At 66.1% G+C, this 26245-nt stretch carries 27 protein-coding genes and 2 tRNA genes; 15 read left to right on the top strand and 14 right to left on the bottom strand.

The features are described from left to right. Positions 1-29 precede the first annotated feature (29 nt). Positions 30-371 carry a hypothetical protein gene (locus ABZX86_RS13530; RefSeq protein ID WP_355123244.1) on the bottom strand — a complete coding sequence of 114 codons (342 nt, stop codon included), beginning with the start codon at positions 369-371 and terminating at the stop codon, positions 30-32. Positions 372-502: 131 nt separating this feature from the next. Here ABZX86_RS13530 and ABZX86_RS13525 point away from each other — a divergent pair, with 131 nt between their 5' ends. After that, complete coding sequence (locus tag ABZX86_RS13525; protein ID WP_355123242.1) at positions 503-1189, top strand: GntR family transcriptional regulator; 687 nt, start codon at positions 503-505, stop codon at positions 1187-1189. On the opposite strand, the gene ABZX86_RS13520 is transcribed toward ABZX86_RS13525, so the two are convergent. From ABZX86_RS13520 to ABZX86_RS13510, 3 genes are all read right to left on the bottom strand, one after another. Beyond that, positions 1186-2016, bottom strand: coding sequence for a hypothetical protein (locus ABZX86_RS13520; protein WP_355123240.1), 831 nt, complete (start codon positions 2014-2016; stop codon positions 1186-1188). The two genes, ABZX86_RS13525 and ABZX86_RS13520, sit on opposite strands and share 4 nt — an antisense overlap. A gap of 218 nt (positions 2017-2234) precedes the next feature. Beyond that, a tRNA-Pro gene (locus ABZX86_RS13515) sits at positions 2235-2311 on the bottom strand. Positions 2312-2352: 41 nt separating this feature from the next. Continuing rightward, positions 2353-2423, bottom strand: a tRNA-Gly gene (locus tag ABZX86_RS13510). Positions 2424-2841: 418 nt separating this feature from the next. On the opposite strand from ABZX86_RS13510, the gene ABZX86_RS13505 reads away from it, so the two are divergent. The 3 genes from ABZX86_RS13505 to ABZX86_RS13495 all read left to right on the top strand — a co-directional run bounded on the left by ABZX86_RS13505 (position 2842) and on the right by ABZX86_RS13495 (position 6824). Next, the gene (locus tag ABZX86_RS13505; RefSeq protein ID WP_355123238.1) at positions 2842-3840 is read left to right on the top strand and encodes a GGDEF domain-containing protein; all 999 of its coding nucleotides are present in this window, start codon (positions 2842-2844) and stop codon (positions 3838-3840) included. Positions 3841-4216: 376 nt separating this feature from the next. Then, positions 4217-5518, top strand: coding sequence for a phosphatase PAP2 family protein (locus ABZX86_RS13500; protein WP_355123827.1), 1302 nt, complete (start codon positions 4217-4219; stop codon positions 5516-5518). A gap of 115 nt (positions 5519-5633) precedes the next feature. Next, a complete protein-coding gene (locus ABZX86_RS13495; protein ID WP_355123236.1) occupies positions 5634-6824 on the top strand; it encodes a glycosyltransferase 87 family protein in 1191 nt (396 codons plus the stop codon). Here the strand turns inward: ABZX86_RS13495 and ABZX86_RS13490 are convergent. The 3 genes from ABZX86_RS13490 to ABZX86_RS13480 all read right to left on the bottom strand — a co-directional run bounded on the left by ABZX86_RS13490 (position 6788) and on the right by ABZX86_RS13480 (position 8959). Continuing rightward, positions 6788-7162: a DUF427 domain-containing protein gene (locus tag ABZX86_RS13490; RefSeq protein WP_355123234.1), complete on the bottom strand. Its 375-nt coding sequence runs from the start codon at positions 7160-7162 to the stop codon at positions 6788-6790. The two genes, ABZX86_RS13495 and ABZX86_RS13490, sit on opposite strands and share 37 nt — an antisense overlap. A 106-nt stretch (positions 7163-7268) precedes the next feature. Further along, on the bottom strand, positions 7269-8084 hold the full coding sequence (locus tag ABZX86_RS13485; RefSeq protein WP_355123232.1) for an alpha/beta hydrolase: 816 nt from the start codon (positions 8082-8084) through the stop codon (positions 7269-7271). A gap of 110 nt (positions 8085-8194) precedes the next feature. Continuing rightward, complete coding sequence (locus ABZX86_RS13480; protein WP_355123230.1) at positions 8195-8959, bottom strand: hypothetical protein; 765 nt, start codon at positions 8957-8959, stop codon at positions 8195-8197. A gap of 111 nt (positions 8960-9070) precedes the next feature. Here ABZX86_RS13480 and ABZX86_RS13475 point away from each other — a divergent pair, with 111 nt between their 5' ends. From ABZX86_RS13475 to ABZX86_RS13455, 5 genes are all read left to right on the top strand, one after another. Beyond that, positions 9071-10009 (top strand): zinc ABC transporter substrate-binding protein, encoded by a 939-nt coding sequence (locus tag ABZX86_RS13475; protein WP_355123228.1) that lies wholly within the window; start codon positions 9071-9073, stop codon positions 10007-10009. Positions 10010-10057: 48 nt separating this feature from the next. After that, positions 10058-10885, top strand: a complete 828-nt coding sequence (locus tag ABZX86_RS13470; RefSeq protein ID WP_355123226.1) for an ATP-binding cassette domain-containing protein — start codon at positions 10058-10060, stop codon at positions 10883-10885. Next, positions 10882-11778 carry a metal ABC transporter permease gene (locus ABZX86_RS13465; RefSeq protein WP_355123224.1) on the top strand — a complete coding sequence of 299 codons (897 nt, stop codon included), beginning with the start codon at positions 10882-10884 and terminating at the stop codon, positions 11776-11778. The genes ABZX86_RS13470 and ABZX86_RS13465 overlap by 4 nt, the downstream gene beginning before the upstream one ends. Next, positions 11775-12635: a metal ABC transporter permease gene (locus ABZX86_RS13460; protein ID WP_355123222.1), complete on the top strand. Its 861-nt coding sequence runs from the start codon at positions 11775-11777 to the stop codon at positions 12633-12635. The genes ABZX86_RS13465 and ABZX86_RS13460 overlap by 4 nt, the downstream gene beginning before the upstream one ends. A 61-nt stretch (positions 12636-12696) precedes the next feature. Then, complete coding sequence (locus ABZX86_RS13455; protein ID WP_355123220.1) at positions 12697-14067, top strand: 2OG-Fe(II) oxygenase; 1371 nt, start codon at positions 12697-12699, stop codon at positions 14065-14067. A gap of 172 nt (positions 14068-14239) precedes the next feature. Here the strand turns inward: ABZX86_RS13455 and ABZX86_RS13450 are convergent, their stop codons facing one another. Then, on the bottom strand, positions 14240-14896 hold the full coding sequence (locus ABZX86_RS13450) for a TetR/AcrR family transcriptional regulator (protein ID WP_355123218.1): 657 nt from the start codon (positions 14894-14896) through the stop codon (positions 14240-14242). Positions 14897-14986: 90 nt separating this feature from the next. Here ABZX86_RS13450 and ABZX86_RS13445 point away from each other — a divergent pair, with 90 nt between their 5' ends. Then, a complete protein-coding gene (locus ABZX86_RS13445; protein WP_355123216.1) occupies positions 14987-16489 on the top strand; it encodes an MFS transporter in 1503 nt (500 codons plus the stop codon). Positions 16490-16599: 110 nt separating this feature from the next. Here ABZX86_RS13445 and ABZX86_RS13440 read toward each other — a convergent pair whose 3' ends face one another. The 3 genes from ABZX86_RS13440 to ABZX86_RS13430 form a co-directional block, all read right to left on the bottom strand. Then, complete coding sequence (locus ABZX86_RS13440; RefSeq protein ID WP_355123214.1) at positions 16600-17118, bottom strand: hypothetical protein; 519 nt, start codon at positions 17116-17118, stop codon at positions 16600-16602. Positions 17119-17573: 455 nt separating this feature from the next. Further along, positions 17574-17999, bottom strand: coding sequence for a PIN domain-containing protein (locus ABZX86_RS13435; protein WP_355123212.1), 426 nt, complete (start codon positions 17997-17999; stop codon positions 17574-17576). Continuing rightward, complete coding sequence (locus ABZX86_RS13430) at positions 18000-18215, bottom strand: hypothetical protein (RefSeq protein ID WP_153806104.1); 216 nt, start codon at positions 18213-18215, stop codon at positions 18000-18002. A gap of 314 nt (positions 18216-18529) precedes the next feature. Between ABZX86_RS13430 and ABZX86_RS13425 the strand changes: the two genes are divergently transcribed. Next, positions 18530-19807: a PQQ-binding-like beta-propeller repeat protein gene (locus ABZX86_RS13425; protein WP_355123210.1), complete on the top strand. Its 1278-nt coding sequence runs from the start codon at positions 18530-18532 to the stop codon at positions 19805-19807. A 28-nt stretch (positions 19808-19835) separates the two neighbouring features. On the opposite strand, the gene ABZX86_RS13420 is transcribed toward ABZX86_RS13425, so the two are convergent. Together ABZX86_RS13420 and ABZX86_RS13415 are read right to left on the bottom strand one after the other, a co-directional pair. Further along, positions 19836-20648 (bottom strand): DNA-formamidopyrimidine glycosylase family protein, encoded by an 813-nt coding sequence (locus ABZX86_RS13420; protein WP_355123208.1) that lies wholly within the window; start codon positions 20646-20648, stop codon positions 19836-19838. 3 nt (positions 20649-20651) lie between these two features. Further along, positions 20652-21122 carry a ribose-5-phosphate isomerase gene (locus tag ABZX86_RS13415; protein ID WP_355123206.1) on the bottom strand — a complete coding sequence of 157 codons (471 nt, stop codon included), beginning with the start codon at positions 21120-21122 and terminating at the stop codon, positions 20652-20654. A 164-nt stretch (positions 21123-21286) separates the two neighbouring features. On the opposite strand from ABZX86_RS13415, the gene ABZX86_RS13410 reads away from it, so the two are divergent. Next, complete coding sequence (locus ABZX86_RS13410) at positions 21287-22321, top strand: M48 family metallopeptidase (RefSeq protein ID WP_355123825.1); 1035 nt, start codon at positions 21287-21289, stop codon at positions 22319-22321. Between the two features lie 76 nt (positions 22322-22397). Here the strand turns inward: ABZX86_RS13410 and ABZX86_RS13405 are convergent, their stop codons facing one another. Further along, the gene (locus ABZX86_RS13405; protein ID WP_355123204.1) at positions 22398-23033 is read right to left on the bottom strand and encodes a DsbA family protein; all 636 of its coding nucleotides are present in this window, start codon (positions 23031-23033) and stop codon (positions 22398-22400) included. Between the two features lie 163 nt (positions 23034-23196). Here ABZX86_RS13405 and ABZX86_RS13400 point away from each other — a divergent pair, with 163 nt between their 5' ends. The 3 genes from ABZX86_RS13400 (at position 23197) to ABZX86_RS13390 (ending at position 26222) form a co-directional block, all read left to right on the top strand. After that, a complete protein-coding gene (locus ABZX86_RS13400) occupies positions 23197-24417 on the top strand; it encodes an FAD-dependent oxidoreductase (protein WP_355123202.1) in 1221 nt (406 codons plus the stop codon). 105 nt (positions 24418-24522) lie between these two features. After that, complete coding sequence (locus tag ABZX86_RS13395; protein WP_355123200.1) at positions 24523-24924, top strand: YciI family protein; 402 nt, start codon at positions 24523-24525, stop codon at positions 24922-24924. A 29-nt stretch (positions 24925-24953) separates the two neighbouring features. Then, positions 24954-26222: a sigma-70 family RNA polymerase sigma factor gene (locus ABZX86_RS13390; RefSeq protein ID WP_355123198.1), complete on the top strand. Its 1269-nt coding sequence runs from the start codon at positions 24954-24956 to the stop codon at positions 26220-26222. Positions 26223-26245: the final 23 nt, after the last annotated feature.

Genomic DNA, 26245 nt, shown 5'->3' with positions numbered 1-26245 from the left:
CCGACGGTGACAATTGAGGGAACAATCCGTCAGGCCGGATTGTCAGGAATGGGCGGAATGCCCCAGCGCGCATAGGTTTCGTCCGGATCGACGGTGATCACATCGGCGGCTTTCACCAGATCGTCGGGAATGACATGCCCTTCGAAATGCGTGGCATCGGGCACGATGACCGCCTCCGCATCCAAGCGCGTAATGGCGGATTTGAGCGCGGCCGTCAGATGCCGGCCCGAGCGGCCGTCGGCCACTACCAGTTTGGCGAAGTCGTAGCCCAGCCGCCGAGCCCGGCTACGGATCTGTTCCTCGTCCCACGCTTGGCGAATGCCGCTGACATCGCTCCGCAAATATCCGACCGCCGTCGGGCGAAACCTCATGACCACCCCTGATCGCTAAGACTATGTAGCGTATACGCATCTGAGTATATGCATGGAGTGCACATCCACAACTGCGTATACGGAATACGATGGCCTGTACGGGGACAACATGATTCGAAGGGAGCGAACCCATGGCAGAACCGGCCTACGTCGCCATCGCCGGGAAATACGCGAGACAGATCCGCACCGGGGCGCTCCCACCCGGCACGCAGCTACCGAGTTTCGCCGAGATCGCCGAGCGGAACGGGGTCTCGCAGATCGTCATTCGGCATGCCGTCAAACTGCTGCTCAGTCAGGGTCTGGTGCGCACCGTCGAGCGGCGCGGCACCTTCGTCACCGATCATCTCGACCTGGTGCGAGTGGCGCCCGAACGCCAATTGGAGAGCCCGGAAACCAGTTTCGGCCAGGAATCCGAGCACGAGGTGCGCGTCGAGCGCAACAGTAAGCGCATGTCCGCCCCCGATATTCTCGCCGAGATCCTCGGACTCGATCCGGGCGCCGAGATCACCCATGTGATCACCCGCGCGAGCGAAGCCGGGCGGCCGATCTCCATTTCGGACTCGTACCAGCCGGTCGGCACCGATGGCACGGAGGGCGCCGCCTTCCTCGAAGAGACCGTCGCCGACCGACTTCCGAGCTCGACGCACGCGAGCTGGCTCAATACCCCCGCCGGTGATCTGGTGAAGACCGTGCACCAGCGCTTTCTCGCACCCGACGAGCGCGTCATGATGGTCTGCGACGTCTCCTATCCGCGAGATCGGTACGGCGCCTTCGTCTTCCGCATGACCCTCGATCCACAGATCGCCCGCACCGGTTAGCGGCGCACCCAGCCCTGGGCCACATCGGCCAGATTCCACCACGAGACGTACCGCTCATCTTCCGATTCCAGTTCCCAGCCCGCGGCCAGCGCGTCGAAGAAGGCGTCGTCGCCGGTCTTGCCGCCCTTCGGCTCACCGATGAAGATCAATCGCTCGCCCCCGGCCCGCGCGAAGTCGGCGAGCGCCTGCGAGGCCATGGCGCTACCCCAGCCCGGCGGCCAGCACAGCAGCAGCACCTGCCCCGCGCGATCCTGGGCCGCGCAGGCGGCGAGATCACCGACGGGATGCCAGAGATCCCGCTGCCCGGCCGCTCCCGGGAACGACACATTCCCGAGGCGATCCGGCGGCTCCGAATCGTAGGCCGCCACCGTGAGCCCCGCACCCGCCAGCTGCGCCGCCCAATACCCGCGCCCCGCACCGAGTTCCACCACCGGGCCGCCCGCGCAGAACGCGGCCGCCCAGGCGAGCGTCTCCGGCGCGGGAATCGCATAGGCGTACACCGCCTGCAGAATCGTCTGTGCGTACCCGAGCCGCGCACTGCCCCGCGCCCGCCCGCCGTTCACCACTCGCCGCCCCTCCTGCTCGGACACCGAATCCCCCACAATGTCCCAGTACGGATTCCCGCCGACTTCGTCGCCGCCGATCATGAAGTGCACAAACCGGAGATCGAAGGCCGCATCGGCCCGGGCATCCCCGCTTCCCGCCAGCAACGGCGCAGTATCCAGATAATCCGCGACCCTGGGATACTCCTCCCGCAACCGCTGCTCATCCCCCAGTAGTGCGGCCAGTTGCTCCCGGCGCGCAGCGCTCAGCGAAAGATCCGTCACGCCTTAGATTTTCGCCCCGCCGGCGCGATTGCACAGGGGCTTCCCGAACTCGATGTCCGCCATGGGTCTGCCACAGCCCACATCGTCACCGCGGACACGCCGGACCCGGCTCGGTGATTTTGACTCGTCCGTCACATTCGGAGGGCCACAGCGAACCGGTCAGTCCCGTTGTGCCAGCGGGCTATACGACCCGAATCGGGTGAAAAGGAATCGAAAGATGGTCGGGGTGACAGGATTTGAACCTGCGACCCTCCGCTCCCAAAGCGGATGCGCTACCAAGCTGCGCTACACCCCGTGACCTGTTCGGCCGTGGCCGAGGCTCCCAGCAGGGAGAAGAGCGGGTGACGGGAATCGAACCCGCGCTATCAGCTTGGAAGGCTGAAGTTCTACCATTGAACTACACCCGCGTACCGCGCACCGGAAGCCCGGTGCGGCATGCGTTGAGCACTCTACCGAACCTCGCTCCGCCAATGCCAATCGGGCCGCATTCGCCCACGTTGCCGCCGGTCCCGCCGGACTCTTCGGCGCGTCGGGGAGACTCGCGGAAATTGGGTGTAACGCCTAGTGTGCGAAAGCGATCAGACATCGATCGCCATTCGCGAGGCACCGGGAACCCGTTCGGAAACAGGGTCTTTCGATGCCGGGTGGCTTGCTAGGATCCTTTTTGTCCGGACGGGGGTATCTGGAAAGGGGGCGGTGAGCGTGCACCACACATGCCGACCGCGAGTTAGTGAGTTCGATTCGAAGGGCACCACGGGCGCAGGCAGCGCCCGCGTCATCGGCCTCGCCGCTGGCACAGACATCACGTTCGCCGGGTGAGCGCGCATGCCCATCCGACTCGACAGCCGAACCAGCACCATCGTCAGGGCCACCATCCGGGAGTGGGCACGAGCAGTGCACCCGAGCGGCACCACCGTGCCGGCGCTCGGCCCGGCGGAAGTGGAACGCATTTTCACCCGAATCATCGGTGAACTGCTGGAACTGGCCGGATCCGAACCGTTCCCGGTACCCGCTGCCCGCGCCATCGGCCGCCGGCTCGCGGAATCACCGTTCGACCGCACGCGCATGCTCGCACCGGCCAGCCGGGCCCTGCTGGGTCTCGCACCCGGTGAACCGGGATCACTGATCGCCACCCGCTGGCCGTTCATCGCCAGTCAGGCCATCGACAGCTATGCCGAAGCCCTGCAGCAGCGGGCGCTCGCGCAGCAGGAACGCAGTCTCTCGGAGGCGGTCTCGGTGCGGGTGCAGGAAATCGCTGCCCTGCAGACCAGGCTGCGGCACGAGGCCACGCACGATGCGCTGACCGATCTCGCCAATCGCTCACTGCTCAAGGAGCGGGTGCGGCTGATGGCCACCGATCCGGTGCGCGGGGTGGGGCTGCTGCTCATCGATCTGGACGACTTCAAGCAGATCAATGACGGCTACGGGCATTCGGTCGGTGACGAGGTGCTGGTCACCATCGCACAGCGGCTGCGCGCCACCTGCCCGCCGGAAACGGTGATCTCCCGCTACGGTGGCGACGAATTCGTGGTCGCGCTGCCCGCACGCCGCAATGCGCTGGGTGAGCTGGCCATGCGCGTGCTGGCGGCGCTGTGCGAACCCGTCTACACGGCGGCCGGGCCGGTCCCGGCGTCCGCGAGTGTCGGCACCGCCTTCTGCCCGCCCGGGCGCGATTGCGACTTCCCGAATCTGCTGCGCAGCGCCGACCGCGCCATGTACTCGGCGAAAACGGCGGGGAAGCGACAGTTCGCCGTGTCCGAGCTCGACCCCGAGGAGGTCGATTCAGACGCCCCGGGTCCACGATTCGCCGCCGTCGCCGGGTGAGGACAGTCCCCTACCGGCTAATGCATAGCAATTGAACAGCAATCGCTGCGCGACCGAACCCCGCACCGTCGACTACGACGGCCGCACCATCGCAGCCTCCCCCACCCCGTCGGACCACACCCCCCGACTACTACCTGAGCCGCCGGAGCTGTCCGACCGCGGGCATAGGCTCTCGGGGGCTGCCGGGGCATGTCGGACGGGGTTGCCGATGACATTTGCTGGATGGATACTGGACAGCTTTCGGTAACCGGAAGTTGTGCCTCCGTTTAACCTGTGTTATCGATTTACAGTGCTGGTCGACCATGAGGCTAAGGTTTCCGGCTCGTCGCTGTCCGGCGACGGGGTCGGTTCTCGGGTCATACCCGCTGCCGGAGTGATCGCGGCGGCGGTGCTGCTGGTGGTCGTTCAGGTGTGGGCCTCGACGCACGAGGTGATGGGTCCGCTACGCAGCCTGGTCGACGACTACCTGGGCAATCCGCAGTCGGCGGCCGTGTCCTGGGCGGGGCTGGGGCTGGCCTGTGTCGGCGTGCCCGCGCGCGCGAGGGTTGTCACACTGGCCGCGGCGGCGATCTCGGATCTGATGACACTGGGGTTGCAGGTGCTGTGCGGCTGGCATGTGTCGATCGGCACCGGCCCGACGCTGGCCCTGACCGCATTGACGGTGACGGCGTTCCGGTGGCAGGGCAGACAGCGGCGTACGGCCTTGCACGCCATCGCATTCGGCGTCCTGTTGATCATGGCCTCGAAGGTCGCGGACACCTGGCTGATGGTCAGCATCATCGCCGGTCCGCAGGTGCTCGACCAATACGTTCAGCTCGCCGATCGGGCGCTGGGAGAGCCGGCCTGGCTGGTCGGCCGCGCGCTGGAAGCCCTCGGCCCCATACCGTCGCATGTGCTGCACGTGGTGTACATCCAGCTGCCGGTGGCGGCGATGGTGGTCGCGGTGTGGCAGCTGCGCAATGTGACGACGAGTCCCTGGCCGCAGCACAGCCTGCTGCGCACCTTCCTGGCGCTGGGCGTGATCGGCCCGATCGGGTACGTGCTGTTCCCCGTGGTCGGACCGGTTTTCGCCTACGGACCGCTGGGTCACGGCCTGCAACTCGGTAACTGGCCAGATGCGCTGCCCGCCTTGACATCCGCGCCGAAACCGATGTTGTTCGACGCGGTCACCGCCCGCAATTGCATGCCGTCGATGCATACCGCCTGGGCGACAGCGCTGTTCATCCACTCCCGCCACGCACCGCGTTGGTTGCGCTGGGCCGGTGCGCTGTGGCTGGTGTGCACGCTGCTCGCGACGCTGGGCTTCGGCTACCACTACGGCAGTGATCTGGTGGCCGGTGTGGTCCTGTGCCTGACGGTGGAATCGATACTGCGCGATCCGGACAGCGGCTGGCACCGCTACCGTGTGCGCATCGTCTCGCTCGGTGTCACGACGCTCGCCGGGCTGCTGCTGTCGTACAGATTCTTGGCCGTGACCATGGCCGAGTATCCGGTGCTCGCCGGGGTTGCGGTACTGGGTGCGTTAGCTACCGTTTCGCTCGTCTTCTATGCGACCTGGTTCGCCTCGGCCGAGAGCCGTTTGGGGCACTGGGGCGGCCGGAGTACGACAGACTCCAGCCATCTACTGGCCACTCCCACAGTGCAATCCGGACAACTCGCGCGAAAGCCGAAAGGTTAGTGTCTGCCTGATGATCACGATGCGGACGGGGCAGCGAAGCTTGCTGCGTCAACCTAAGTCCGACGGCCGAAGGTACTTTCCCGTTGTTCCGATCGTGGTCGGAGTTCTGCTATCGGTGGCGCTGACACTTCTGTTCACGGCGCTGCACGGTTTTCTGGACCTACAGGTCTATCGGGTCGGCACACTGGGCTGGCTGCATCACGGCGGACTGTACGGCCCGACGCTGCCGGTGCGCGGCCACACCGATCTGCCGTTCACCTATCCCCCGTCCGCGGCGCTCTTGATGGTTCCGCTGGCGGTGGTGCCGCTCTGGCTGGCCGAGCTGCTGGTAACGGCAAGTTCGCTGGCCTGTCTCACGGTCACGCTGTGGCTGGTGCTGTCGCGGGTTCGGCCGGATCTGGAACTGCGCGGCAAAGTCATGTTGACGGGGGCCGCGGTCGCCCTCATGCTCGCGATCGAACCCGTCCGGACCACCATGTGGTTCGGGCAGATCAACCTTGTTCTCATGGCGGCGGTCGCCCTCGACTGCTTGACCGTGAAGCCACGCTGGCCGCGCGGCGTGCTCATCGGCATCGCGGCGGTGACAAAACTGACCCCGGCGGCCTTCATCCTGTACTTCCTGATTCGCAAGGATTGGAAGGCCGCGGGCACGGCGGCGGCCACCGCGGCGACCGTGGTCGGAGCCGGATTCCTGTTGTTCCCCAAGGAATCGCGGCAGTACTGGTTCCACGCCGTCAGCGATACCAACCGCATCGGCTCGCCCGACTACGTGGGCAATCAGTCCATCAAGGGCACGGTTTTCCGTATGGGACTGACACATTCGGCCGCCACCGCGGTATGGCTCGGCCTCGGCCTGGCCGTCGTCTGCGCGGGCGTGGTGCTGATGCGGCACCTCTTCACCGCCGAGAAGGCGGCCGCCGAACCCACCACACCCGTCACCGTGCTGTCGGTCACCGCCCTGCTGGTGAATGCCGCAGTGCTGCTGCTGATCTCACCGGTGTCCTGGACCCATCACTGGGTGTGGGTCGCGCCCGCCCTGGTCACGGCGGCAGCATGGACAACCACCAACCCGCGCTTCGCGCCGTACGCCGCCATCGCCGGGTTCGCCATCCTGTTCATGATCGGCCCGGGACTCGTGCCCAACGGCAAACACCGCGAGCTCAATTGGTCCTGGTGGCAACATCTTCCGGGCGATGCCTACATCATCGCCACCGTCGCCCTGCTCGCGGTGGGCCTGTGGCAAGTGTTCACACTGCGCTTCCGCGAGAGTCAGTCCCCGACTACGACGTCCACCCGATCGGTGTAGAAGGCGACGTGGTCCGCGATGGCCGCGACGGCGTCGTACGGCTCGCGGTAGGACCACACCACGTCGGCCAGGTCTCCGTCGGCGAGGGTGATGCTGTAGTAGGACGCGTCACCCTTGTACGGGCAGTACGTCTGCGCGGTGCTGGCCGCCAGCAGCGTCCGGTCGACATCCTCGATCGGGATGTATTGAACCGGTGGGTAATTCCCCTCCCGCAATGTCAAAGCCCTACTGGAATCGGCGATCACGTGTCCGCCGACTCGCGCGATAACGCGCTGACCCGTCTTCTCGACGGTGATCGGATGGTCGGGTCCGGGGATTCTGGGTTCGCGTGCGGTCATGGCTTACTCCTGCTCGTGGTGGCTCAACCGGTAATCAGGTGGAACCCGGCGGGGACTGTCACCATTCCTGATGGCCGTCCCCGTCGAATTGCCCACCCGGTCTCCATCACACGGCCACGGACGCTGCGACGACCTCGCGGACGGCGTTCCCAACAGCGTGGAAGTCCTTTTTCAGGATCGCGCCGTGGTTACTGGCGACCTTCGCGCTGACTTGGATCTTCGGGTTGCGGGCGGTCACCGTTTCGACGCCGGCGCGGATGCGTTCCTGCTCGTCCCCTTTACTGCCGAAGGACGAACCCGACGCGAGCACGTACCGCGTCGGGACGGCGATATCGTCCATCACCGGTCCCAGCGCATCCGCACGGGAGATCCAGCCGAGTTCGATATTGCAGTTCGCCATCTGTTCGGCACTCAGTCGCGGGGTCAGGCCCGTGGGACGCACCAGCGGCGTGAACCAGCTCAACCGCTTGAACAGCTTGCGGATCCGCAGTTCCATGGCCTCGTCCATCCAGTCGAACGGCTGGGCACCGTCGACCAGCACCGCGCCGATGGCCCGGTCCGGATTCCGGCTGGTCCAGTGTGCCGCGACGAAGGCCCCGTAGGACCAGCCCACCACCAGCACCCGATCCACGCCTCGGGCCGCGAGCACCGCATCGACGTCACGAAGGCAGGCTTCGAAGGAGTAGTCGGCCGACTTCTGCGACTTCTTGCCACGAGCCCGCTCGTCGAAGGTGATGTGCCGGAAGCCGGGACCGAGGTCGGCGATGGCCTTCTTCCAGTAGCCCTGAGTGGCGAACTGGCCATTGAGGTAGAGCACCGGGATTCCGGGGCCGCCGGTATCGGTGACGGCCAGAGCCGTGTCATCAACGGGGACCATGCCGGTCCAGATCGAGTCGGTCGAGTTCTTCACTGTGTTTCGCATAGGACTACTGTCGCGACCCCCGCTGATATGGACCTGATCCCGACCTGACACGTGGTGGCCCTCATCCTGGGCACCCGACGCGCACCCAGTGACACCGGCAGGTGGACTACTCAGGCAGCGGGGGCCGCGGCGGCATCGGCGGGAGCAGTGGCATTCGCCGGGGCGGGCGGTGTGGCCAGGTCGTTGAAGAACTGGAACACAGCTACGGCCGCGACCGGTCCGCCGATGAAGATGGTGCCGGCCACCAGGCCGATGGCGGCGGCGGCCGCGCCGGTGACCAGGCAGCCGCCGATGGCGCCGGGAATGGTCAGGGTGCCGATGGTGGCGACCGTCGCACCGGCTCCGAGGATGGCGCCGCCCGCGATGCAACCGATACCCGCACCGATCACGGTGCCGATGAGGCTACCGATCGCCACACCGACCGTGACCTCGTTCGTAAGGTTGCTCAGGGCCTGGTTGAAGTTGGCGTTGGCGGTGGCGTCGACCTGTTTGATGACCGGGCTGCCGGGCGTGATCGGTTGTGCGGCAGCTGGATCGGTGTTCGGGGTAAGCGTGGCGGTATTGCCGTCGATCTGCGCCGCGATGGGGAAGGATTTGCCGTCGCGTTGGTAGCTCAGCGGCACCGTGGCCACGGCCGCACCGGAACCGTCGACGATCTGGACCTTGTTGTCCTTGACTGCCAGTGAACCAACGTCAGTGGCAATGACAACCGAGTGATCGACAATGTTCGCCCGGTAATGGATTCCGGGCGCGATATCCGTGGCGACGGAGCTGTTGCTCGACGAATCAGGTTGCGCGGAGGCGACATTCGCGGTGATGGCGGTGACGGACAGGGCGGCGATGGCGGTGGCCGCGGCGATAGTGCGGAACTTCATCAGGACTCTTTCTTCGGCTGGGACACGTCAAGCTCGCTTGGACGATCGGCGATCCGGCTGTTACCTTAACGACAATGATTTCCAGTTTCAAAATCTGATGAGGGATATGCGATGGCTCAACCGGGCAACAGCAAGCGCGTGATCGCCACAGCACTGGGGGCCGTTGCGATCGCCACGATCGCCACCGCGTGCAGTTCTTCGGACACTTCCTCCGATACCGGCGGCAGCAGCGGCAAAGTCGAAGTGGTGGCGACGATCAACGCCTGGGGCAGCATCGCGGCCCAGCTCGGCGGCGACAAGGTGCGCGAGACGAGCATCATCACCAACCCGGACACCGATCCGCACGCCTACGAACCGGCACCCGCGGACGCACGCACGATCGCAGGCGCACAAGTGGTGATAGCCAACGGGATCGGCTATGACGCCTGGTCGGACAAGCTGCTGGCGGCCAATCCGGGCAAGGACCGTATCGAGCTCAACGTCGGCAAGCAGCTCGGCGTCGCCGACGACGGCAACCCGCACCAGTGGTACTCACCGGATTCGGTCACCAAGGTGGTCGAGGCGATCACGGACGACTACAAGAAGGCCGACCCGGCCGATGCCGCGTACTTCGATACGCAGCGGGCCACCTTCCTGAATGTGACGCTGTCGAAGTACAAGGGCCTCATCGCCGATATCAAGAACAAGTACGCGGGCACCCCGGTGGGTGCGAGCGAGTCGATCTTCTCTCCGCTCTCGGATGCGTTGGGGCTCACCCTGATCACTCCGGCCACCTTCCTGAAGGCGATCAGCGAGGGCACCGATCCCGCACCGGCGGACAAGTCGGCCATCGATGCGCAGATCGCGGCGAAGGCCTTGAAGGTGTACATCTACAACAGCCAGAACAGCACCCCGGATGTGCAGGCGCAGGTCGATGCGGTCAAGAAGCAGGGCATCGAGGAGACGACGGTAACCGAAACCCTGGCCCCGGAGAACGCCACGTTCCAGGATTGGCAGACCGGTCAGCTGCAGGCGTTGGAAGACGCGCTACACCAGGCGACCGGCAAGTAGATGTCCAGTAGTCCGCCAGCGGATTCCGCCCCCGCTCCCGTGGTCCGCATGAGGGGGTCCACGGCGGCGATCGGTGGACGGACCATCTGGTCGGACGTATCTCTCGATGTCGCACCCGGGCAGTTCATTGCCGTGCTCGGCCCGAACGGTGCGGGCAAATCCACGCTGATCAAGGCGATTCTCGGGGTGAACTCGACTGTCGCGGGCACCGTCGAAGTGCTCGGTCGCCCTGCGGGGCAACACAATGCCCGCATCGGATACCTGCCGCAACGACGCGCCTTCGATGCGAGCGTGCGGATTCGCGGCATCGATATCGTGCGCCTCGGCCTGGACGGCGCACGCTGGGGAACACCGCTGCCCTGGCTGTCGAAACTTGTTACACCCGAACGATATCGGGCTCGACAGCAGCGCTTGCGAGAGGTGATCGAGCTGGTCGGAGCGCAGCCGTACGCGCATCGCCCGATCGGGCAGTGCTCCGGCGGCGAGCAGCAGCGGCTGCTCATCGCGCAGGCCCTGATCCGGCGACCGCGACTGCTGCTGCTCGATGAACCTCTCGACAGTCTGGATGTGCCCAGCCAAGCCGGTATCAGTGCGCTGATCCGCGATATCTGCCGACGGGAACACGTCGCGGTTGTCATGGTCGCCCACGACGTGAACCCGATCCTGCCGTACCTCGATCGCCTCGTATACGTGGCGCGTGGACAGGCTTTGAGCGGCACACCCGCGGAAGTGATTACCGGGGAGAAACTTTCGGCGCTGTACGGCATTCGGATCGAGGTGCTGCGCGACAGCACCGGGCGATTGTTCGTGGTCGGGCAGCCCGAAGTGCCGCCCGGGCACACGGTCGCGGATTCTGCTGTGGGGCCCACCCGATGAACCCGGTGGCGACCTGGAACCTCGTCGAGGATCTGCGGCAATTGCTGTCCTACCCGTTCATGGTCAATGCACTGCGGGCGGGAACCATCGTCGCCGTGGTGGCCGGTGCGATCGGCTGGATGATGGTGCTGCGGCGGGAAAGTTTCGCCGGGCACACCTTAGCCGTGGTCGGATTCCCGGGCGCGGCCGCGGCCACCTGCCTCGGAATCGCCGCAGGTTACGGCTATTTCGCGGCCTGCATCGGGACAGCACTGGTGATCGCGGCACTCCCCCGGGCCGCTCACTCGCGCGGCACCGGCGAGCAGTCGGCGGTCATCGGCACCGTGCAGGCGTTCGCGCTGGCTGCGGGAATGCTGTTCGTCAGCCTCTACAAGGGCTTCCTGTCCGGCCTGACCAATCTGCTGTTCGGCACCATCGCCGGCATCACCTCGGAACAGGTCACCGTGCTGCTGATCGCGGCCGTGCCGTGCCTGCTGGTACTGGCATTACTCGGGCGGCCGCTGCTGTGGGCCTCGCTCGACCCGGAAACCGCTGCCGCCCAGGGTGTTCCGGTGCAACTGGTCGCAGCGGCGTTCATGCTGCTGCTCGGTATCGCGGCGGCGGGTACCAGCCAGGTCACCGGCAGCCTGCTGGTGTTCGCACTCCTGGTGGCACCGGCGGCCGCCGCGCACCGGCTCACCAGCCATCCCGGGCGAGGTGTCGCGGTTTCGGTCGCGATCGCCGTCGCGGTGACGTGGCTGGGCATGGGATTCGCGTACTTCTCCCCGTATCCGATCGGGTTCTGGGTCAGCACTTTCGCGTTCGCGTGCTACCTGGTAAGCGCAGGCCTGAGAGCGTGGCTCGATCGGCGCGGACAGGTTCACCGGCCCCGCTGCGCGGGGGTGCCCGCGTGAACGCCGTAGCGAGGATGCTGGCACATCCGTTCATCGACCATGCGCTGCTCGCCGGAACAGGGGTGGCCATATTGTGCGGCCTGACAGGCTATTTCGTCGTGCAGCGCGGCGAGGTCTTCGCCGGTGACGCGCTCGGACACGTGGCGTACACCGGTGCCATGGCGGCGCTCGCCGCTGGAATCAACCCGCGCGCAGGGCTTTTCGTAGCGACGGTGGCGGTCGGCCTGGCACTCGGGGTCGGCGGCGTGCGCGGCGGCACCGACGAGGTCGTGATCGGCTCGTTCTTCTCCTGGGTACTGGGACTCGGCGTGCTGTTCCTGGCCTACTACACCACCCACCGCAGCGGCGGAAACGGCAGCGCGAACGTGAATGTCTTGTTCGGCAGCATCTTCGGGATCGGCGCCTCCGCCGCGCTGACCGCAGCTCTGATCGCGGGCGGTGCCATCACAGTGCTGCTGGTCATCTCGCGGCCGCTGCTGTTCGCCACCATCGATCCCGGCGTCGCGGCCGCGGCCGGCATCCCGGTCCGCATCCTGGGCGCGGTGTTCCTGGGAATCGTGGGTGCCACGGTGGCCGAGGCCACCCAATTGGTCGGCGCCATAGTCGTTCTCGGGCTACTGGCCGCCCCCGCCGCCACCGCCGCACGGCTCACGAACCGCCCATGGCGAGCATTCTGGATATCCGCACTACTGGCCGTCGGCGCCGTATGGGCCGGAATCGCCCTCTCCTACCGTTTCGCCGCCGCCCCCGCCAGCTTCACCATCACGTCCGTCGCCACCTCCGGCTACCTGGCCGCGACCCTCTTCGACCGATTCAGACCGCCGAGAGCCTGTCGGTCGGGTCCGCAATACTGCTGAGGGTCGTCTACGACGGCGAGACCGACGCCGGCGGGGCTGTCGGCGAGATGTGGGGATGGGAATGTCAGAGCAAACCTTGCGGACCATCGGTGAGCTCTTGGGCTCGATCCGTCCGGCAGGTTCCTTCGCGGTGCGGGGTACCGCGGCGGCCGGGGATCTGGCGGTCACGGTGGACGGGGTGGGGCCGCTGCGCTGGCCGGTGACGCCCGAGCAGGCCCGAGAGCTGCGGGATGTTGCGCGCCTGGCCCGATTCGGGCAGGGGGAACACACTCTGCTGGATCCGAATGTTCGTAATACCTGGGAGGTTCCGCGCGACCGGATCACCGTCGACGAGCCGCGCTGGCAGCAGACTCTGGGACCGATGCTCGACGTGGTGCGGCGCGACCTGGGACTACCGGCAGACTGCGAACTGACAGCGCAACGGCATTCCCTGCTGGTGTACGAGGCAGGGCAATTCTTTCGGCGCCATCAGGATTCGGAGAAGGCCGACGGCATGATCGGCACCCTGGTGGTGACCCTGCCCTCGGCCTTCGCCGGTGGGGATCTGGTGGTCGAGCATGGCAGCGAGCGGGTGATCGGCACCGGCTCACCCGATGATCTCGGCTTCATCGCCTTCTACGCCGACTGCGATCACGAGGTACTGCCGGTGACCGACGGCTATCGGATCACACTGACCTACAACCTGATCGCGGGTAACCGCGCAGTTCCGAACACCGATTCCCCGGACGGGGACGTATCAGCGACGCTCGCCGCACACCTGCGCGAGCACTTCGCCAGGCCGGTACCGGTACCGGCCTGGCTCCGAAATGGCGGCCCCGCAAGCAAGCCGCCAGCCCAACTGGTCTATCTACTGGATCACCAGTACTCCCAACGCGGATTCGGCTGGGAACAGCTCAAAGGCGCCGACGCCGCTCGTGCCGCTGCGCTCATCGCGGCGGCCGACCACGCCGAATGTGAAGCAGCGCTGGTACTGGCGGAAATTCAGAAGTCCTACGCCTGCGAATACTTCGAGGACGAGGACTGGATGTGCGGCCGGCGTCGCCGCTGGGAGCTGGTCGACGGAACATGGACGCTCGTCGGCGAGACATGGGCCCCGATCGACGACGAGGAAGAGCCTTTCGAGGACGAGTCGGATTCCGACAGCCCGCCCAAAGACCACCCCGACCGGCTCAGCCCGGACAGCCTCGACGAGCAGTGGGGTTCGAATATCGAACTAACCTGGTGGATCGACCGATCAGGCAGCGCCAGCCCGATGACGGCACGGGTCACTGACGACGAAATGTGCACGGGTACAACAGGAGCGGACCAACAACCGTTCGCCGTCGAAACCGAGGGCTACCTGGGCAACGAAGGCAATACGGTGGACCGCTGGTATCGCCGCGCCGCGCTCGTCGTCCGTCCCGCCGCCCAAGGGGTTCGCGACAAAGACTGAGCTATCCGCTTTCCACTGCCGTTCATCGCATCCCACGGCATGCCGGTCGCGCCGCCCGGAGAGTCTTCGCTCTGCGAGCATTGACGATGGGTGGGCCGACCGTTATAGGGCGGGATCTTTGACCGCACAGGCCGGATTGTTCCGATCCGCCTCGGTCCGACCCGCAGTTCCGTCAATCCAGTCGGCCGTAGATCAGGCGGAGGATCGCCTCGGCGAGGTCGTCGATGCCCTGAGTCACGTCGTTCGTGGACGCCGCGGACAACTGGGAGAGGCGAGCGTCGCGCATCAGGGCGACGAGGGTCGCGAGGGTTGCCGAGTCGATCCCCTCGGGCGCGAGTCCGGCCGCGCGGTCGCGGTCGATCTTGGCTGACAGCGCGCTGGTGAATCGGGCTTGGATAGCGGCGATGAATTCCGTCAGCGGCGGATAGCTGCTGTCGTAACCCTCCAGTGAGCAGACCAGGATCGCACTGTTGTCGTGCCAGACCTCAGCCGCCCCGATGAGCTGGGCGTGCAGCAGGTCGCGCTGCGGGCCGGTGGACGGCAGCCAGACATGGGTTTGGGCGTAGCTGTCACTCACGTCCTCCATCAGGCGCGCGAGGACTGCCTGCTTGGACGGGAAGTAGAAGTAGAAGCTGGTGCGCGAGATGTCGGTGGCGTGCGTGATGTCGTCGACGGTCAGTTTGGCCATCGGCTTCTTCATCAGCAGACGGCGGGTCGCCTCCAGGATCTGGGCCTCGCGCTGATCGCCTTTGGAGAGCGTGCCCCGGCGCCGGATTCCCTCGGTCGTGTCTCGGGCCTGGTTCACCTTGGGTCCGCCCTGCTGCGCCATGACCACACCATAGAGCGATTTCCATTCCGATAGTGGACGTGGCGTCTATCATAATCGACACTGTGTCGATTCCGGCGTAGGGTCCCTCGAATGACCTCCCCGCTCGAGCTTCGGCGCACCTGTTCGCCGACCGCGATCGTGCTGACCATGGCCAGCACCGTGTTTCTGCTGGCCCTGGTCCAGACACTGCCCGTGCCCGCACTGCCGCAGATCGGCCTGCAACTGGGCGTTTCGGCCACCACCGTCGGATGGGTGACAACCGCCACGATGCTGGCGGCCTCGGCGTTCACGCCGCTGCTCGGACGCCTCGGCGATGTCTACGGCCACAAGCCGGTCGTGCTGGCGACTCTGGTGGTGACACTGGCCGGCAGCCTGCTGGCCGCCTCGGCACACAGCATCGATCTGCTCATCGTCGGAAGGGCTTTGCAGGGCGCCAGTTTCGGCCTGTTCCCGCTCGCGATCAGCGTGCTGCGGCGCGAACTTCCGGCCGAGCGCCTGACCGGGGCATTGGCCGTCACCGCCTCGACCCTGGGTGTGGGCAGCGGCGTCGCCCTGGTGGCGACGGGTCTGCTGACGCAGGGCGGCGCGGATTACCGTCGCATCTTCTGGCTGTGCGTTGTACTCACAGCGGTCGTGCTGGTGCTGGCGTTCATCACCCTGCCGCGCCGCGCGGGACAGGGCGGCCGAGTCGATTACGTGGGTGCCGCGGTACTGGGCCTCGGCCTCGCCTGCTTGCTGCTGCCGATCTCCCAGGGCCACGAATGGGGTTGGGGCAGTGCGAAGGTCATCGGGTTGTTCGTAGCCGCGATTGTCGTACTGATCGGATTCCTGCTGCTGCAGTCCAAGCTGCGAGAGCCGCTGGTGGCGACATCGCTGCTGGCACATCGCCCGGTCGCGGTGACCAACCTGGCCAGCTTCTGCGTCGGTTTCGCGATGTTCAGCGTGTTCCTGGGAGCGACCTACTTCGTGGCGACGCCGCGGGCACTGACCGGGTTCGGATTCGACGCCTCGGTGCTGCGTACCAGTGTGGCCTTCATGCTGCCCGGCGCCGTCGCCTCGGTGCTGATGGGCCCGATCGCCGGACGCCTGGTCGGGCGCATCGGCCCCCGCTTTGTGCTGCTGCTGGCCAGCATCCTCGGCCTGTGCGCCCTGACCGCCCTGGCGGTGCTCCACACCACGAGCGTGGAAGTTGTTGTCGCACTGGTCATCGCGAACTCCGCGATCGCCATCGCCTACTCCGCCATGCCCGCACTGCTCGTCGCCAATGTGGCGCCGCACGAGACCGGCATCGCCAACTCGATCAACTCGATCATGCGCACGGTGGGCGGCGCCATCGGCAGCGCCCTGGTCGTCACCATCCTCACCAGCGACACCCTGCGCCACACCCTCGCCAACGGCGCGGTCGTGGCCCTGCCCGCCGAAGGCGCCTACCGCATCGCCTTCCTCACCGGCGCAGTCTTCTTCGCACTGGCCGCACTACTGGCCGGATTCGGCCTCGGCCACACCGGCCGCCGCCTGACCCAGCACGAGATCGAGGAAGACAGCGCCTTGGCGAGCGCCGGCGAATTCGCCACAGCCTCAACGAGTCTCTGACCCGAGCGCCGCTACGTAGCAGCGCCACAAGGCTTTCGGGTGCGGCGGTGACCCCGACCTGTGCTCACGCACGCCGGGGTCACCGCCCATCTTCCTGCGGCCAGTGCGAACTATTGACTCGAACCGCTGGTCGCCACACCGAACAGCCCGCCCAGGACACTGCGCCCCAGCCCACTCGGCAAGCCATCACTCGAGCCGGCCGCGAAGCCGGCGGCAGAGCCGGTCAGGTATCCGCGCCCCGGCCCGCTGGTCGAGCCGGTGGCGGTGCCGGGCAGATCGTTGCCCAGCTCGCCGAGGGCGCAGCTGGCGAGCCCCCCTCCGGACCCGCTGGCCAGCGCCGCGAAAATCCCGGCGGCCAGTCCACTGGCGGAACCACTCTGGGGCCCGGCGGAGGATCCGGCGAGGTAGCCGGTCGCCGAACCGGTGGCCGAGCCGGTGACCGCCGACCTGGCCCACCCGCTGAGGAAACTCTGCGCGCAAGCCTCACCCGGCGGCAGGGCCGCAACGGTAGTGGTGTCAGCCGGTGCCGCACTCGCATCGTCCACCGAAAGCGGCTCCGCCGCAGCGGATCCAGCGCCAACGGCAAGTGCGATACCGATGAAACCGGTGATCAAAAGGGTGTTTCGCATGAAATAGCTGCTCTCGTGTGGGGATATTCCACCCCGGCGATCCCCGACAAGCATCCCCCGCATCGTCGTGCACGCAGCACCTCAATACCTCTCGCACCAGCGGGAACTCGAGCCACCAGAGATCACCTGGGCGTGTGACCAACTTAGGGAGACACCCATCCCACCGTCCATCGATAAGAACCCGCAGATTCAATACCTACCGGAACGACGAATCGAGTCACCTGACGCTGTGCGGAACCGATTGGACCGCAACATGATCGACCAATACTGCCCTAGACGACGAACGTCAGTCAGGCAAAAGCACTCTCGCTCAGTTTGTTGCGGCGACGCGACAATCAGTTGTCGAACCAGATGGCTGCCACTCTTCGTAAGTGAGATGCGTGCCGGGACGTTCGAGGGAAGTTCCTTGGCGGAAAAGGATTTCCGCGCGTTCACCCCGGCCAACATTGATTCGGCTAGGAATCATATGGCAAGAGAACGAAGCTATCGAAACCCCACAGCGGACGTAGCGTCCGAAAATGACGCTGGTCGAGCGTCATCATTCGGTTGGTGCGTTCTCGATCAGCGATAACCACATTCGAGGCATCGGCGATGCCGACGTAGTCCTGATTGTATCGGTCAAGGATGGCCAGAGCCGCAGCGTGGTGGTTGGATGTCCACGCCGCCAGGTCATACGCGCCCCCCGCCACGTCGGAAGCGAAGTCGTGCGCAGCGCGGGACCCGAGCCGGGTGTAGAGCATGTAGTCCGCCTCGGCAACAACCATCGGCGAAACCACAAGTCGCTCATCAGCTTCAGCGATGATTCGCGCCAGTTGCTTGTGCTCCGGGTACGCCTCGTCGAACAAGGCGAGGATTGCACTCGTGTCGACAATTATCGTCATCTAGGCCCCGAAACCCTGGCCGAGCTCTCGGTCGATCTCCTCGGCCGAAAGTGGACGCTGACTGCGATAGCCCCCCACGGTAGGCTTCGGCCGCGCGCCGACCTTGCCGAGCAGATGATCGAGCGCCTGCCCCAGAGTTAGCCCGTTCGATGCCGCGACCTCGAGCAGGCGATCTCGGACCGCTTTGGGCACCTTGATGGTGGTCATATCAGACATACCACGAGTATACCGACATACCTTCGGTAGTCCCGCAGCCCGACGGGCGTTCGCGCCCCCGAGCAGCCAACGTATCGATACACCAGGCGATAGCCGATGGAGCCAGCGAATAGAGCACCGACATGCACCAGATAGGTCGGCCGCGCTCCGCAGCCCCGAATTTCCCCGACGATCCTCATGCATGTCACGTACCGGATAAACCTTCCATTTCGGGCCAGTACCGTTGTGCGCGTTGACATCTCAGGTTGCATGAGGTCATCCGGGGCCATATCGTTGTTAAGATTGACGACCGTTGGGGGTACAGAGTGACGGCAGTGGCATTGCGGCAACACATGGCGATACTTGCGATATCGCTTGCCTTGGCAACCGGTTGCTCGACTGGCAATGGTGAAAGCAAGACCGAATTGCCCGAACGACCGGGGAGTTCACCGGCAGCGAGTGTCGGCGCTAAGAAGCCCTTCGACCCGCCACGGGTCTTCAACGCCGCACCGATTTCTAAAAAGAGCCCGTTGAGCAAGGGGACCGGACTGGGCGCATGTTCAACAGGCGACGGTCTCGTCTATTGCGCTTCCGAAGCAGGAACCGCAACCGCCATCGACCCCTCTGGCGACAAGCAGAAGTGGATCACAAAGACTCAATTGTCCCCTGATAGGAATGCGGGCCCGGGCGGCAGTTGGAGCCCGGCGGCACCGGTGCGATCCGGCGATCTGGTGATAACCGCGTTCAGCGGTGTGCGCGAGGCCAGCAGAACCGCTCGGGACCAGCGGTCACTTGAGATAATCGCTATCGAACCATCAACAGGAAAGCAGCGTTGGAACAGCGTCGTCGATATCGGCTCGGCACCGACGGGCCAACTCAAGATTGTTGGGATGACCGACGATACCATCGTCATTTCTGCAGGTGAAGCTACTTTCTGCGGATGGGTGGATAGCTTGGCGGCGACGTGGGTGGTGGATCTGCAAACCAAGCAGATCCGGTGGAAGAAGGATAAATTCCTGGCAGGCCACGTCGGCAAAGGTGTGGTATCAGGAAACGTCATCACGCTGAAGAACAATGTGAAATACACCGCGGTGACCGGTCTTTCCATGGCGGACGGCAGTGCGATGTGGGAAAAAGTTGCCGGCAGCGAGGTGACAGACTTTCTGCGCCCGGAAATTTCGGATTTCGCGGTGACCGGCACTTGCGGGGGCGCCGACCTGAACCTACTCGACCCAGCTTCCGGAACAGCACTCTACACCGACAAAGGAAAGATCAAGACCGACCTCGGCCCTGGTTGGGATTGCGTATTCGATCAATCCACGACACTTGCGTGCCAGGAGAAAATCGCAAATGGAAGAATAGTCTCCATAGACATCCGCTCCGCTAATGGGACAATCTGGCAACTGTCCTCCGACAGCAGCCGAATTGCCCCCGAAATCACCGGGGCGTACCACGGAATAATTTATGGAACAACCGGCGGAAACAGAACACAGGCGGTTTCCCTGGATGCGAATTCCGGACAGGACCTACCCGACGCTCCCGTGATCGCACCGACCTGGGTGGACAAATACCTGGGCGTCACCAAGGACGGAATCTACCTGCCCGCGAAGTAGCTAACGAGCGCGACCTCGACCACCCGACTTACCCCGGCTGGCAGGTGGGGCACCAGAACAGGTTTCGGCCTTCGAGGACCGAGTGCAGGACTGTGGTGCCGCAGAGGCGGCAGGGGTCGCCCGCGCGGCGGTAGACGTAGGTGCGGGGGCGGTCGGTGGCGTAGGAGGGGGCGCCGTGGTCGTGTTCGGGGCGGACTACGACCATGACGCCGCGGCGGACGCCTACCTTCATCAGGTCGACGAGGTCGGACCAGATGGCTTGCCACTCTTCGTAAGTGAGCTGGGTGCCGGGGCGGTCGGGGGAAATGCCGTGGCGGAAAAGGATTTCGGCGCGGTAGACGTTGCCGACTCCGGCGAGGACTTTTTGATCCATCAGCAGTGCGCCGATCGGGCGCTGCGAGCGGCTGATGCGGTGCCAGGCGCGGTCCGGGTCGGCGTCTTTGCGCAGGGGGTCGGGGCCGAGGCGGTCGGTGAGGGCGGTGACCTCGGGAGGGAGCAGGATTTCGCAGGCGGTGGGGCCGCGCAGGTCGGTGCCGAAGACGTCTCCGGTGCGGCCGGCGCCGATCAGGCGCATGCGGACCTGGCCTACCGGTTCGCCCAGGGGGAAGGGGGATTCGGTGAATTTTCCGTACAGGCCCAGGTGGATGTGGACGATGAGGCCCGAATCGTAGTGGTGCAGTAGGTGTTTGCCCCAGGCTTCGGCGCGGGTCAGCACCTGGCCGTCGAGGCGGGCGGCGCCGTCGGCGAAGCGGCCCTGGGGGCTCGATACCCGGACTTCACCGCCGGCGAAGCGTTTGTGGTGCAGCTTCGCCAGGCGGTGCAGCGTATGTCCTTCGGGCACAGGTCAGTTCGGCAGAGCCGGAGCGATACCGGTCTTCTCGTACTCGGCGAGGATGTCGATGCGGCGCTGGTGGCGCGGCTCCTCGGACCACTGGGTGCTGACGAACGCGTCGACGATGGCGAGGGCTTCCTCGGCGGTGTGCATGCGGCCGCCGATGCCGGCCAGCTGGGCATTGTTGTGCTGGCGCGCGAGCTGCGCGGTCTCCACGCTCCAGGTGAGTGCGCAGCGGGCGCCGGCCACCTTGTTGGCGGCGATCTGCTCGCCATTGCCGGAACCGCCGAAGACGAAGCCCAGGCTGCCCGGGTCGGCAACGGTGCGGCGAGCGGCCTCGATGCAGAAGGCCGGGTAGTCGTCGAGGGCGTCGTATTCCAGCGCGCCGACATCGACGACATCGTGGCCCTGGCCCTCGAGGTGAGCCTTGACAGTGTTCTTCAGTTCGAAGCCGGCATGGTCGGCACCCAGGTATACGCGCATGGCTGCGATTCTGTCAGGCCGCCGCCGACCGGCTCACCTGGGGATGACCCCGTCCGGCACCTAGAGTTCTGAGCATGACGTCCGACGATCAGTCACCACCGCCGAACGCCCATATGGGGGGAACACCGTCCGGAAGCTATCCGGAATGGAATCCGGTCACAGGTATGGCCGGATGGAATCCGCAGACCGGCCCGCCCGGATGGGCGCAGCAGCAACCGTATTCGCCGCCGCAGATTCCGCCGCACGATCAGACCCGCGGCCTGTCCCCGTTCGGTATGCCCGCCCGGCACAGCTGGGAGATCCCGCTGCTGGTCGTCGTGGTCGTCGCGACGGCGCTGGCGTATCTGCTGGCACTACTGCTGCTGGTGACCGGCAGCGTCAACCAGTACGTGCTGCTGCTGGCGTTCGCGCCGCTGCTGCTGTGGGCCCAGCGCGGTATGACCTTCTCGGCCCAGCGGGTCAATGGCGTGAAGATGTCGCCCACCCAGTTCCCCGAGGGCTACCGCATGGTCCAGGAGGCGGCCGGTCGCTTCGGCATGGCCAAGGTGCCGGACGCGTATGTGGTGCTCGGCAATGGTCAGATCAATGCCTTCGCCTCCGGTCACGGCTTCCGGCGGTTCGTGGTCGTCTACGCCGATCTGTTCGAAATCGGCGGCGCCGCACGGCAACCCGACGCGCTCGCCTTCATCATCGGCCATGAGGTCGGGCATATCGCCGCCGGGCACGTCTCCTATTGGCGGCAGCTCGGCATGTTCCTCGGCCCGTTCCTGCCGCTGCTCGGCAACTCGCTCATTCGCGCCCAGGAGTACACGGCCGACAATCACGGCTTCTGCAATCGGCATGCGGGCGCGCCGACCGCCATGCAGACCCTCGCGGGCGGCAAGTATCTGAATTCGCTCGTCGGCTTCGACGAGATGGCGGACCGGGCTCCGCAGGAGAAGGGCTTCTTCGTCTGGATCGTCAATGCGATGTCCAGTCATCCGGTGCTGACCTGGCGCATGTGGGCGCTACGGGACCGCAGCCGGCACGGCAAGCTCTTCCTGCGGCCCTCCGCGCCGACGGCCATGCAGCCCCCGGCGAATTTCCAGCCCTACGGCGGCTACCCGACCCAGGGTGGTTACCCACCGCAGGGCGGCTATCCGCCGCAGCCCTATCAGGGCGGATACGGGGATCCGACAACACAGTTCGGACCACGCTGAGCCATCGTGTCCAGCCACGAACGGGCCTGCCCGCAGGCAGGCCCGTTCGCATTGCTCAGGGCAGTCGCGCGACCACTCAGTCGAAGACCGGGTCCTCGTCGCGGGTGCGCTTGATCTCGAAGAAGTGCGGGTAGGACGCCAGCGCGACCGCACCGTCCCACACCTTGCCGGCGACCTCGCCGCGCGGAATGCGCGAGAGCACCGGGCCGAAGAAGGCGACGCCATTGATATGGATGGTCGGGGTGCCGACATCCGGGCCGACCTTGTCCATGCCCGCGTGATGCGAAAGGCGCAGCGCCTCGTCGTAATCACCACTGGTGCCGGCCGCGGCGAGATCGGCGGGCAGGCCGACCTCGGCCAGCGATTCGGCGACGATCACATTCAGGAAGTCGGGCTGGTTCTCGTACTCGGCGCGGCGATTGTGGATGCGGGTGCCCAGCGCGGTGTACAGCGGGGCCAGCACCTTGTCGCCATTGGCCTGCGCGGCGGCAATGGCCACGCGCACCGGACCCCAGGCGGTTTTCATCATCTCCACGTACCGCTCGGGCAGGCCTTCGCGGCCCTCGTTGAGCACGGCCAGGCTCATGACATGGAAGTTCACCTCGATATCGCGGACCTGCTCGACCTCGAGGATCCAGCGGGAGGTGATCCAGCACCACGGGCACAGCGGATCGAACCAGAAGTCGACCCGGTCCTTCTTGGTGTCACTCACGGGTAGTCCCTTTCGCAATCGTCGGCCGGAAGCGGCCGTCCCCCTTGGGCAACAATGCACCTTGTTGCCGTTATTTCCGCCTAGGCGCCCGGCCGCGCGTTAGGGTCGGTTATCAGCCTCGTCGTCGGCAGCCGCGGATGTGCGGCGCAGGGAGGTCATGGTTATGACCACGGGTTCCAGGTTCGTCATCGCAGGTGGTGGGCTGGCAGCCGCCAAGCTCGCGGAAGCGCTGCGCGCCAATGATTTCGGGGGAACTGTCACCCTCGTGAGCGCGGAGGAGCGGCTGCCGTACGAGCGGCCACCCCTGTCGAAAGAGTGTCTGCTGGGCAAGAAGACGCCGGAAGACTGCACTGTCGATCCCGCACAGTGGTACCGCGACCACCATATCGAGGTGCTGCTCGGCACCACGGTGACCGCGCTGGACCGCACCACCAAAACCATTGCGCTGCCGGACGGTACAACGCTGCCCTATGACAAATTGGCGCTGGCCACCGGATCTCGGCCCCGCCGCCTGCCGATTCCGGGCGCCGATGCCGCGGGGGTCTACACCCTGCGCACCGCCGAGGATTCCCTGGCACTGCTCGAAATGTTCGGCACCGCAGGGCGATTGGTGGTGATCGGAGCCGGATGGATCGGCCTGGAGGTCACCGCCGCGGCACGTGCGGCCGGGGTCGAGGTCACCGTCCTGGAGACGCTGGCCGTGCCGCTGCAGACCGCGCTCGGCCCGCAGATCGGTGCGGTCTTCGCCGACCTGCACCGGGAACACGGCGTCGACCTGCGCCTCGAGACCAAGGTGGCCGAGATCACCACCGCGGACGGGCGGGCGACCGGCGTGCGATTGGCCGATGACACCGTCATCGAGGCCGATGCGGCGCTGGTCGCGGTCGGCGCGCGACCCAATATCGACCTGGCCGTCGACGCCGGTCTGGCCACCGACGAGGGCGTACTGGTGGACGAGAGCCTGGCCACCAGCGATCCGGATATTGTCGCCGTCGGCGATATCGCCGATCAGCAGCATCCGCTGCTCGGACGGCGAATTCGCGTGGAGCACTGGGCGAATGCGCTCAATCAGCCGGCCGTCGCGGCCGCGACCATGCTCGACAAGCCCGCCGTATACGACCGGCTGCCGTACTTCTTCACCGATCAGTACGACCTCGGCATGGAGTACACCGGATATGTCGGCGCGAACCAGGACGCCCGCGTGGTCGTGCGCGGCGATCTCGGCAAGCGCGAGTTCGTGGCGTTCTGGCTGGACTCCGGAAACCGGGTGCTCGCCGGAATGAATGTGAATGTGTGGGATGTGACCGATCGGATCAAGGAGCTGATCCTGAGCGGGGAAGCCGTCGATCCGGACCGCCTGGCCGATACCGGCACACCCCTGTGACGACCCTCACGTCCTGAGATCCCGAAGTGTGTCGAAATCGCGGGTCAGGCTCCGACCTATCCGCGAGCGCGCCACCGCGGCGCACCGGATATCGAGGAGCCGACCATGAAGTACATGCTGCTGAAGACCTACAGCCCCGCCGCCTACTGCGATACCCCGATCAATGAGTGGACCCCCGAGGAGATCGAGGCGCACATCGACTTTCAGCGCGCACTCGGCGCTGAGCTGGCCAAATCCGGTGAGCTGGTGGATGCCCAGGGCCTGGCCGGGCCGGACGAGGCGCGACTGGTCAGCTCGGACGGGCGGTCCGCCGCAGTGGTGACCGACGGGCCGTTCCCGGAGACCAAGGAATTCCTCGCCGGATACTGGATCGTCGATGTCGAAAGTCCCGAGCGTGCCCTGGAGATCGCCGCGCAGGCCTCGGCCGCGCCCGGACCCGGCGGTAAGCCGATCGGCGAATTCATCGAGGTTCGCGCGGTGATGTCGGCACCCGCCAGCGACGCATAGGGCCGCGTGGCGACGAACCCGAGACGCATATGACCGACCTACCTCGGTACGAGATCGAGGACCTGCTGCGCGAACTCGCGCCGCAGGTGCTCGGCGTGCTGACTCGGCGCTACGGCGATTTCGACACCGCCGAGGACGCGCTGCAGGAGGCCATGCTGGCGGCGGCGACCCAGTGGCCCGCCGAGGGGCGGCCGGAGAATCCGCGCGGCTGGTTGATCCAGGTGGCGCAGCGGCGACTGGTCGACACCGTCCGGGCCGAGGTGGCGCGGCGCAATCGCGAAACCGCCACCGCGCTGCGGGAAGTCGCGACGCCGGTCGATCTGTCCGACGGACTGGAGGATCGGGACGACACGCTCACACTGTTCTTCCTGTGCTGCCATCCGGTGCTCTCCCCCGCGAGTGCGATCGCGCTGACGCTGCGGGCGGTCGGCGGGCTCACCACCGATGAGATCGCCCGCGCCTTCCTGCTGCCGGAAGCGACTATGGCGCAACGCATCTCGCGCGCCAAGAAGCGGCTGGCAGCCGTGGATCGCCCCTTCACCCTGCCCGGCGCCGAAAGCCCTGCGGCCCTGGACGAATCCGGGTATCCGGAGGAATGGCGGGATCGGGTCGGGGCGGTTCTGCACGTGCTGTACCTGATCTTCACCGAGGGGCACAGCACCACCGGCTCCGCACTGCGCCGCAATGATCTTTCCGCGGAGGCGATCCGGCTGGCCCGCGCTCTGCACCGGCTGCTGCCGGAGAACTCCGAGGTCACCGGCCTGTTGGCGCTGCTACTGCTCACCGATGCACGCCGCGCCGCCCGCTCCGGGCCGCACGGTGAACTCATCCCGCTCGCCGAACAGGATCGCGGCCGCTGGCACCGCGCCACCATGGTCGAGGGCATCCGGCTGGTGACCGCCACGCTCCCCGGCGGACTCACCGGGCCCTATCAGATCCAGGCGGCCATCGCGGCGCTGCACGCCCAGGCCCGGCATGCCGAGGACACCGAGTGGGATCGAATCCTGTTGCTGTACAGCCGACTCGAACGTCTCACGCCCAATCCCATGGTCACCCTCAACCGCGCCGTCGCCCTCGCCATGGTCCACGGCCCGCAGGCCGGCCTCGATCTCGCCGATACTCTGGACGACACCCTGAAGGGCTCGCACCGCCTCGAAGCCGTCCGCGGCCATCTCCACGAAATGGCAGGCGACCGGCCCGCCGCCATCGCCGCCTATACCGCCGCCGCGCGCCGCACCACCAGCGTCCCCGAGCGCGACTACCTCACCCTCCGCGCCGCCCGCCTCCGCAACCTCTGATTCGCCGTGGGCAGCGCGCTACG

Origin of the sequence: Nocardia sp. NPDC006630, assembly GCF_040611495.1 — a bacterium.
Taxonomy (GTDB): Bacteria; Actinomycetota; Actinomycetes; order Mycobacteriales; family Mycobacteriaceae; genus Nocardia.
Note: the sequence above shows the minus strand (reverse complement) of the source record. Positions and strands in the feature narration are given on the sequence as shown.

What these genes read in the sequence shown, in the direction of transcription:
- ABZX86_RS13440 (WP_355123214.1), bottom strand. Translation starts at nt 17,118, where the DNA reads ATGCGAAACACCCTTTTGATCACCGGTTTCATCGGTATCGCACTTGCC.
- ABZX86_RS13470 (WP_355123226.1), top strand. Translation starts at nt 10,058, where the DNA reads ATGAGGGGGTCCACGGCGGCGATCGGTGGACGGACCATCTGGTCGGAC.
- ABZX86_RS13455 (WP_355123220.1), top strand. Translation starts at nt 12,697, where the DNA reads ATGTCAGAGCAAACCTTGCGGACCATCGGTGAGCTCTTGGGCTCGATC.
- ABZX86_RS13430 (WP_153806104.1), bottom strand. Translation starts at nt 18,215, where the DNA reads ATGTCTGATATGACCACCATCAAGGTGCCCAAAGCGGTCCGAGATCGC.
- ABZX86_RS13400 (WP_355123202.1), top strand. Translation starts at nt 23,197, where the DNA reads ATGACCACGGGTTCCAGGTTCGTCATCGCAGGTGGTGGGCTGGCAGCC.
- ABZX86_RS13465 (WP_355123224.1), top strand. Translation starts at nt 10,882, where the DNA reads ATGAACCCGGTGGCGACCTGGAACCTCGTCGAGGATCTGCGGCAATTG.
- ABZX86_RS13475 (WP_355123228.1), top strand. Translation starts at nt 9,071, where the DNA reads ATGGCTCAACCGGGCAACAGCAAGCGCGTGATCGCCACAGCACTGGGG.
- ABZX86_RS13525 (WP_355123242.1), top strand. Translation starts at nt 503, where the DNA reads ATGGCAGAACCGGCCTACGTCGCCATCGCCGGGAAATACGCGAGACAG.
- ABZX86_RS13450 (WP_355123218.1), bottom strand. Translation starts at nt 14,896, where the DNA reads ATGGCGCAGCAGGGCGGACCCAAGGTGAACCAGGCCCGAGACACGACC.
- ABZX86_RS13530 (WP_355123244.1), bottom strand. Translation starts at nt 371, where the DNA reads ATGAGGTTTCGCCCGACGGCGGTCGGATATTTGCGGAGCGATGTCAGC.
- ABZX86_RS13505 (WP_355123238.1), top strand. Translation starts at nt 2,842, where the DNA reads ATGCCCATCCGACTCGACAGCCGAACCAGCACCATCGTCAGGGCCACC.
- ABZX86_RS13410 (WP_355123825.1), top strand. Translation starts at nt 21,287, where the DNA reads ATGGCCGGATGGAATCCGCAGACCGGCCCGCCCGGATGGGCGCAGCAG.
- ABZX86_RS13390 (WP_355123198.1), top strand. Translation starts at nt 24,954, where the DNA reads ATGACCGACCTACCTCGGTACGAGATCGAGGACCTGCTGCGCGAACTC.
- ABZX86_RS13490 (WP_355123234.1), bottom strand. Translation starts at nt 7,162, where the DNA reads ATGACCGCACGCGAACCCAGAATCCCCGGACCCGACCATCCGATCACC.
- ABZX86_RS13480 (WP_355123230.1), bottom strand. Translation starts at nt 8,959, where the DNA reads ATGAAGTTCCGCACTATCGCCGCGGCCACCGCCATCGCCGCCCTGTCC.
- ABZX86_RS13445 (WP_355123216.1), top strand. Translation starts at nt 14,987, where the DNA reads ATGACCTCCCCGCTCGAGCTTCGGCGCACCTGTTCGCCGACCGCGATC.
- ABZX86_RS13485 (WP_355123232.1), bottom strand. Translation starts at nt 8,084, where the DNA reads ATGCGAAACACAGTGAAGAACTCGACCGACTCGATCTGGACCGGCATG.
- ABZX86_RS13395 (WP_355123200.1), top strand. Translation starts at nt 24,523, where the DNA reads ATGAAGTACATGCTGCTGAAGACCTACAGCCCCGCCGCCTACTGCGAT.
- ABZX86_RS13435 (WP_355123212.1), bottom strand. Translation starts at nt 17,999, where the DNA reads ATGACGATAATTGTCGACACGAGTGCAATCCTCGCCTTGTTCGACGAG.
- ABZX86_RS13415 (WP_355123206.1), bottom strand. Translation starts at nt 21,122, where the DNA reads ATGCGCGTATACCTGGGTGCCGACCATGCCGGCTTCGAACTGAAGAAC.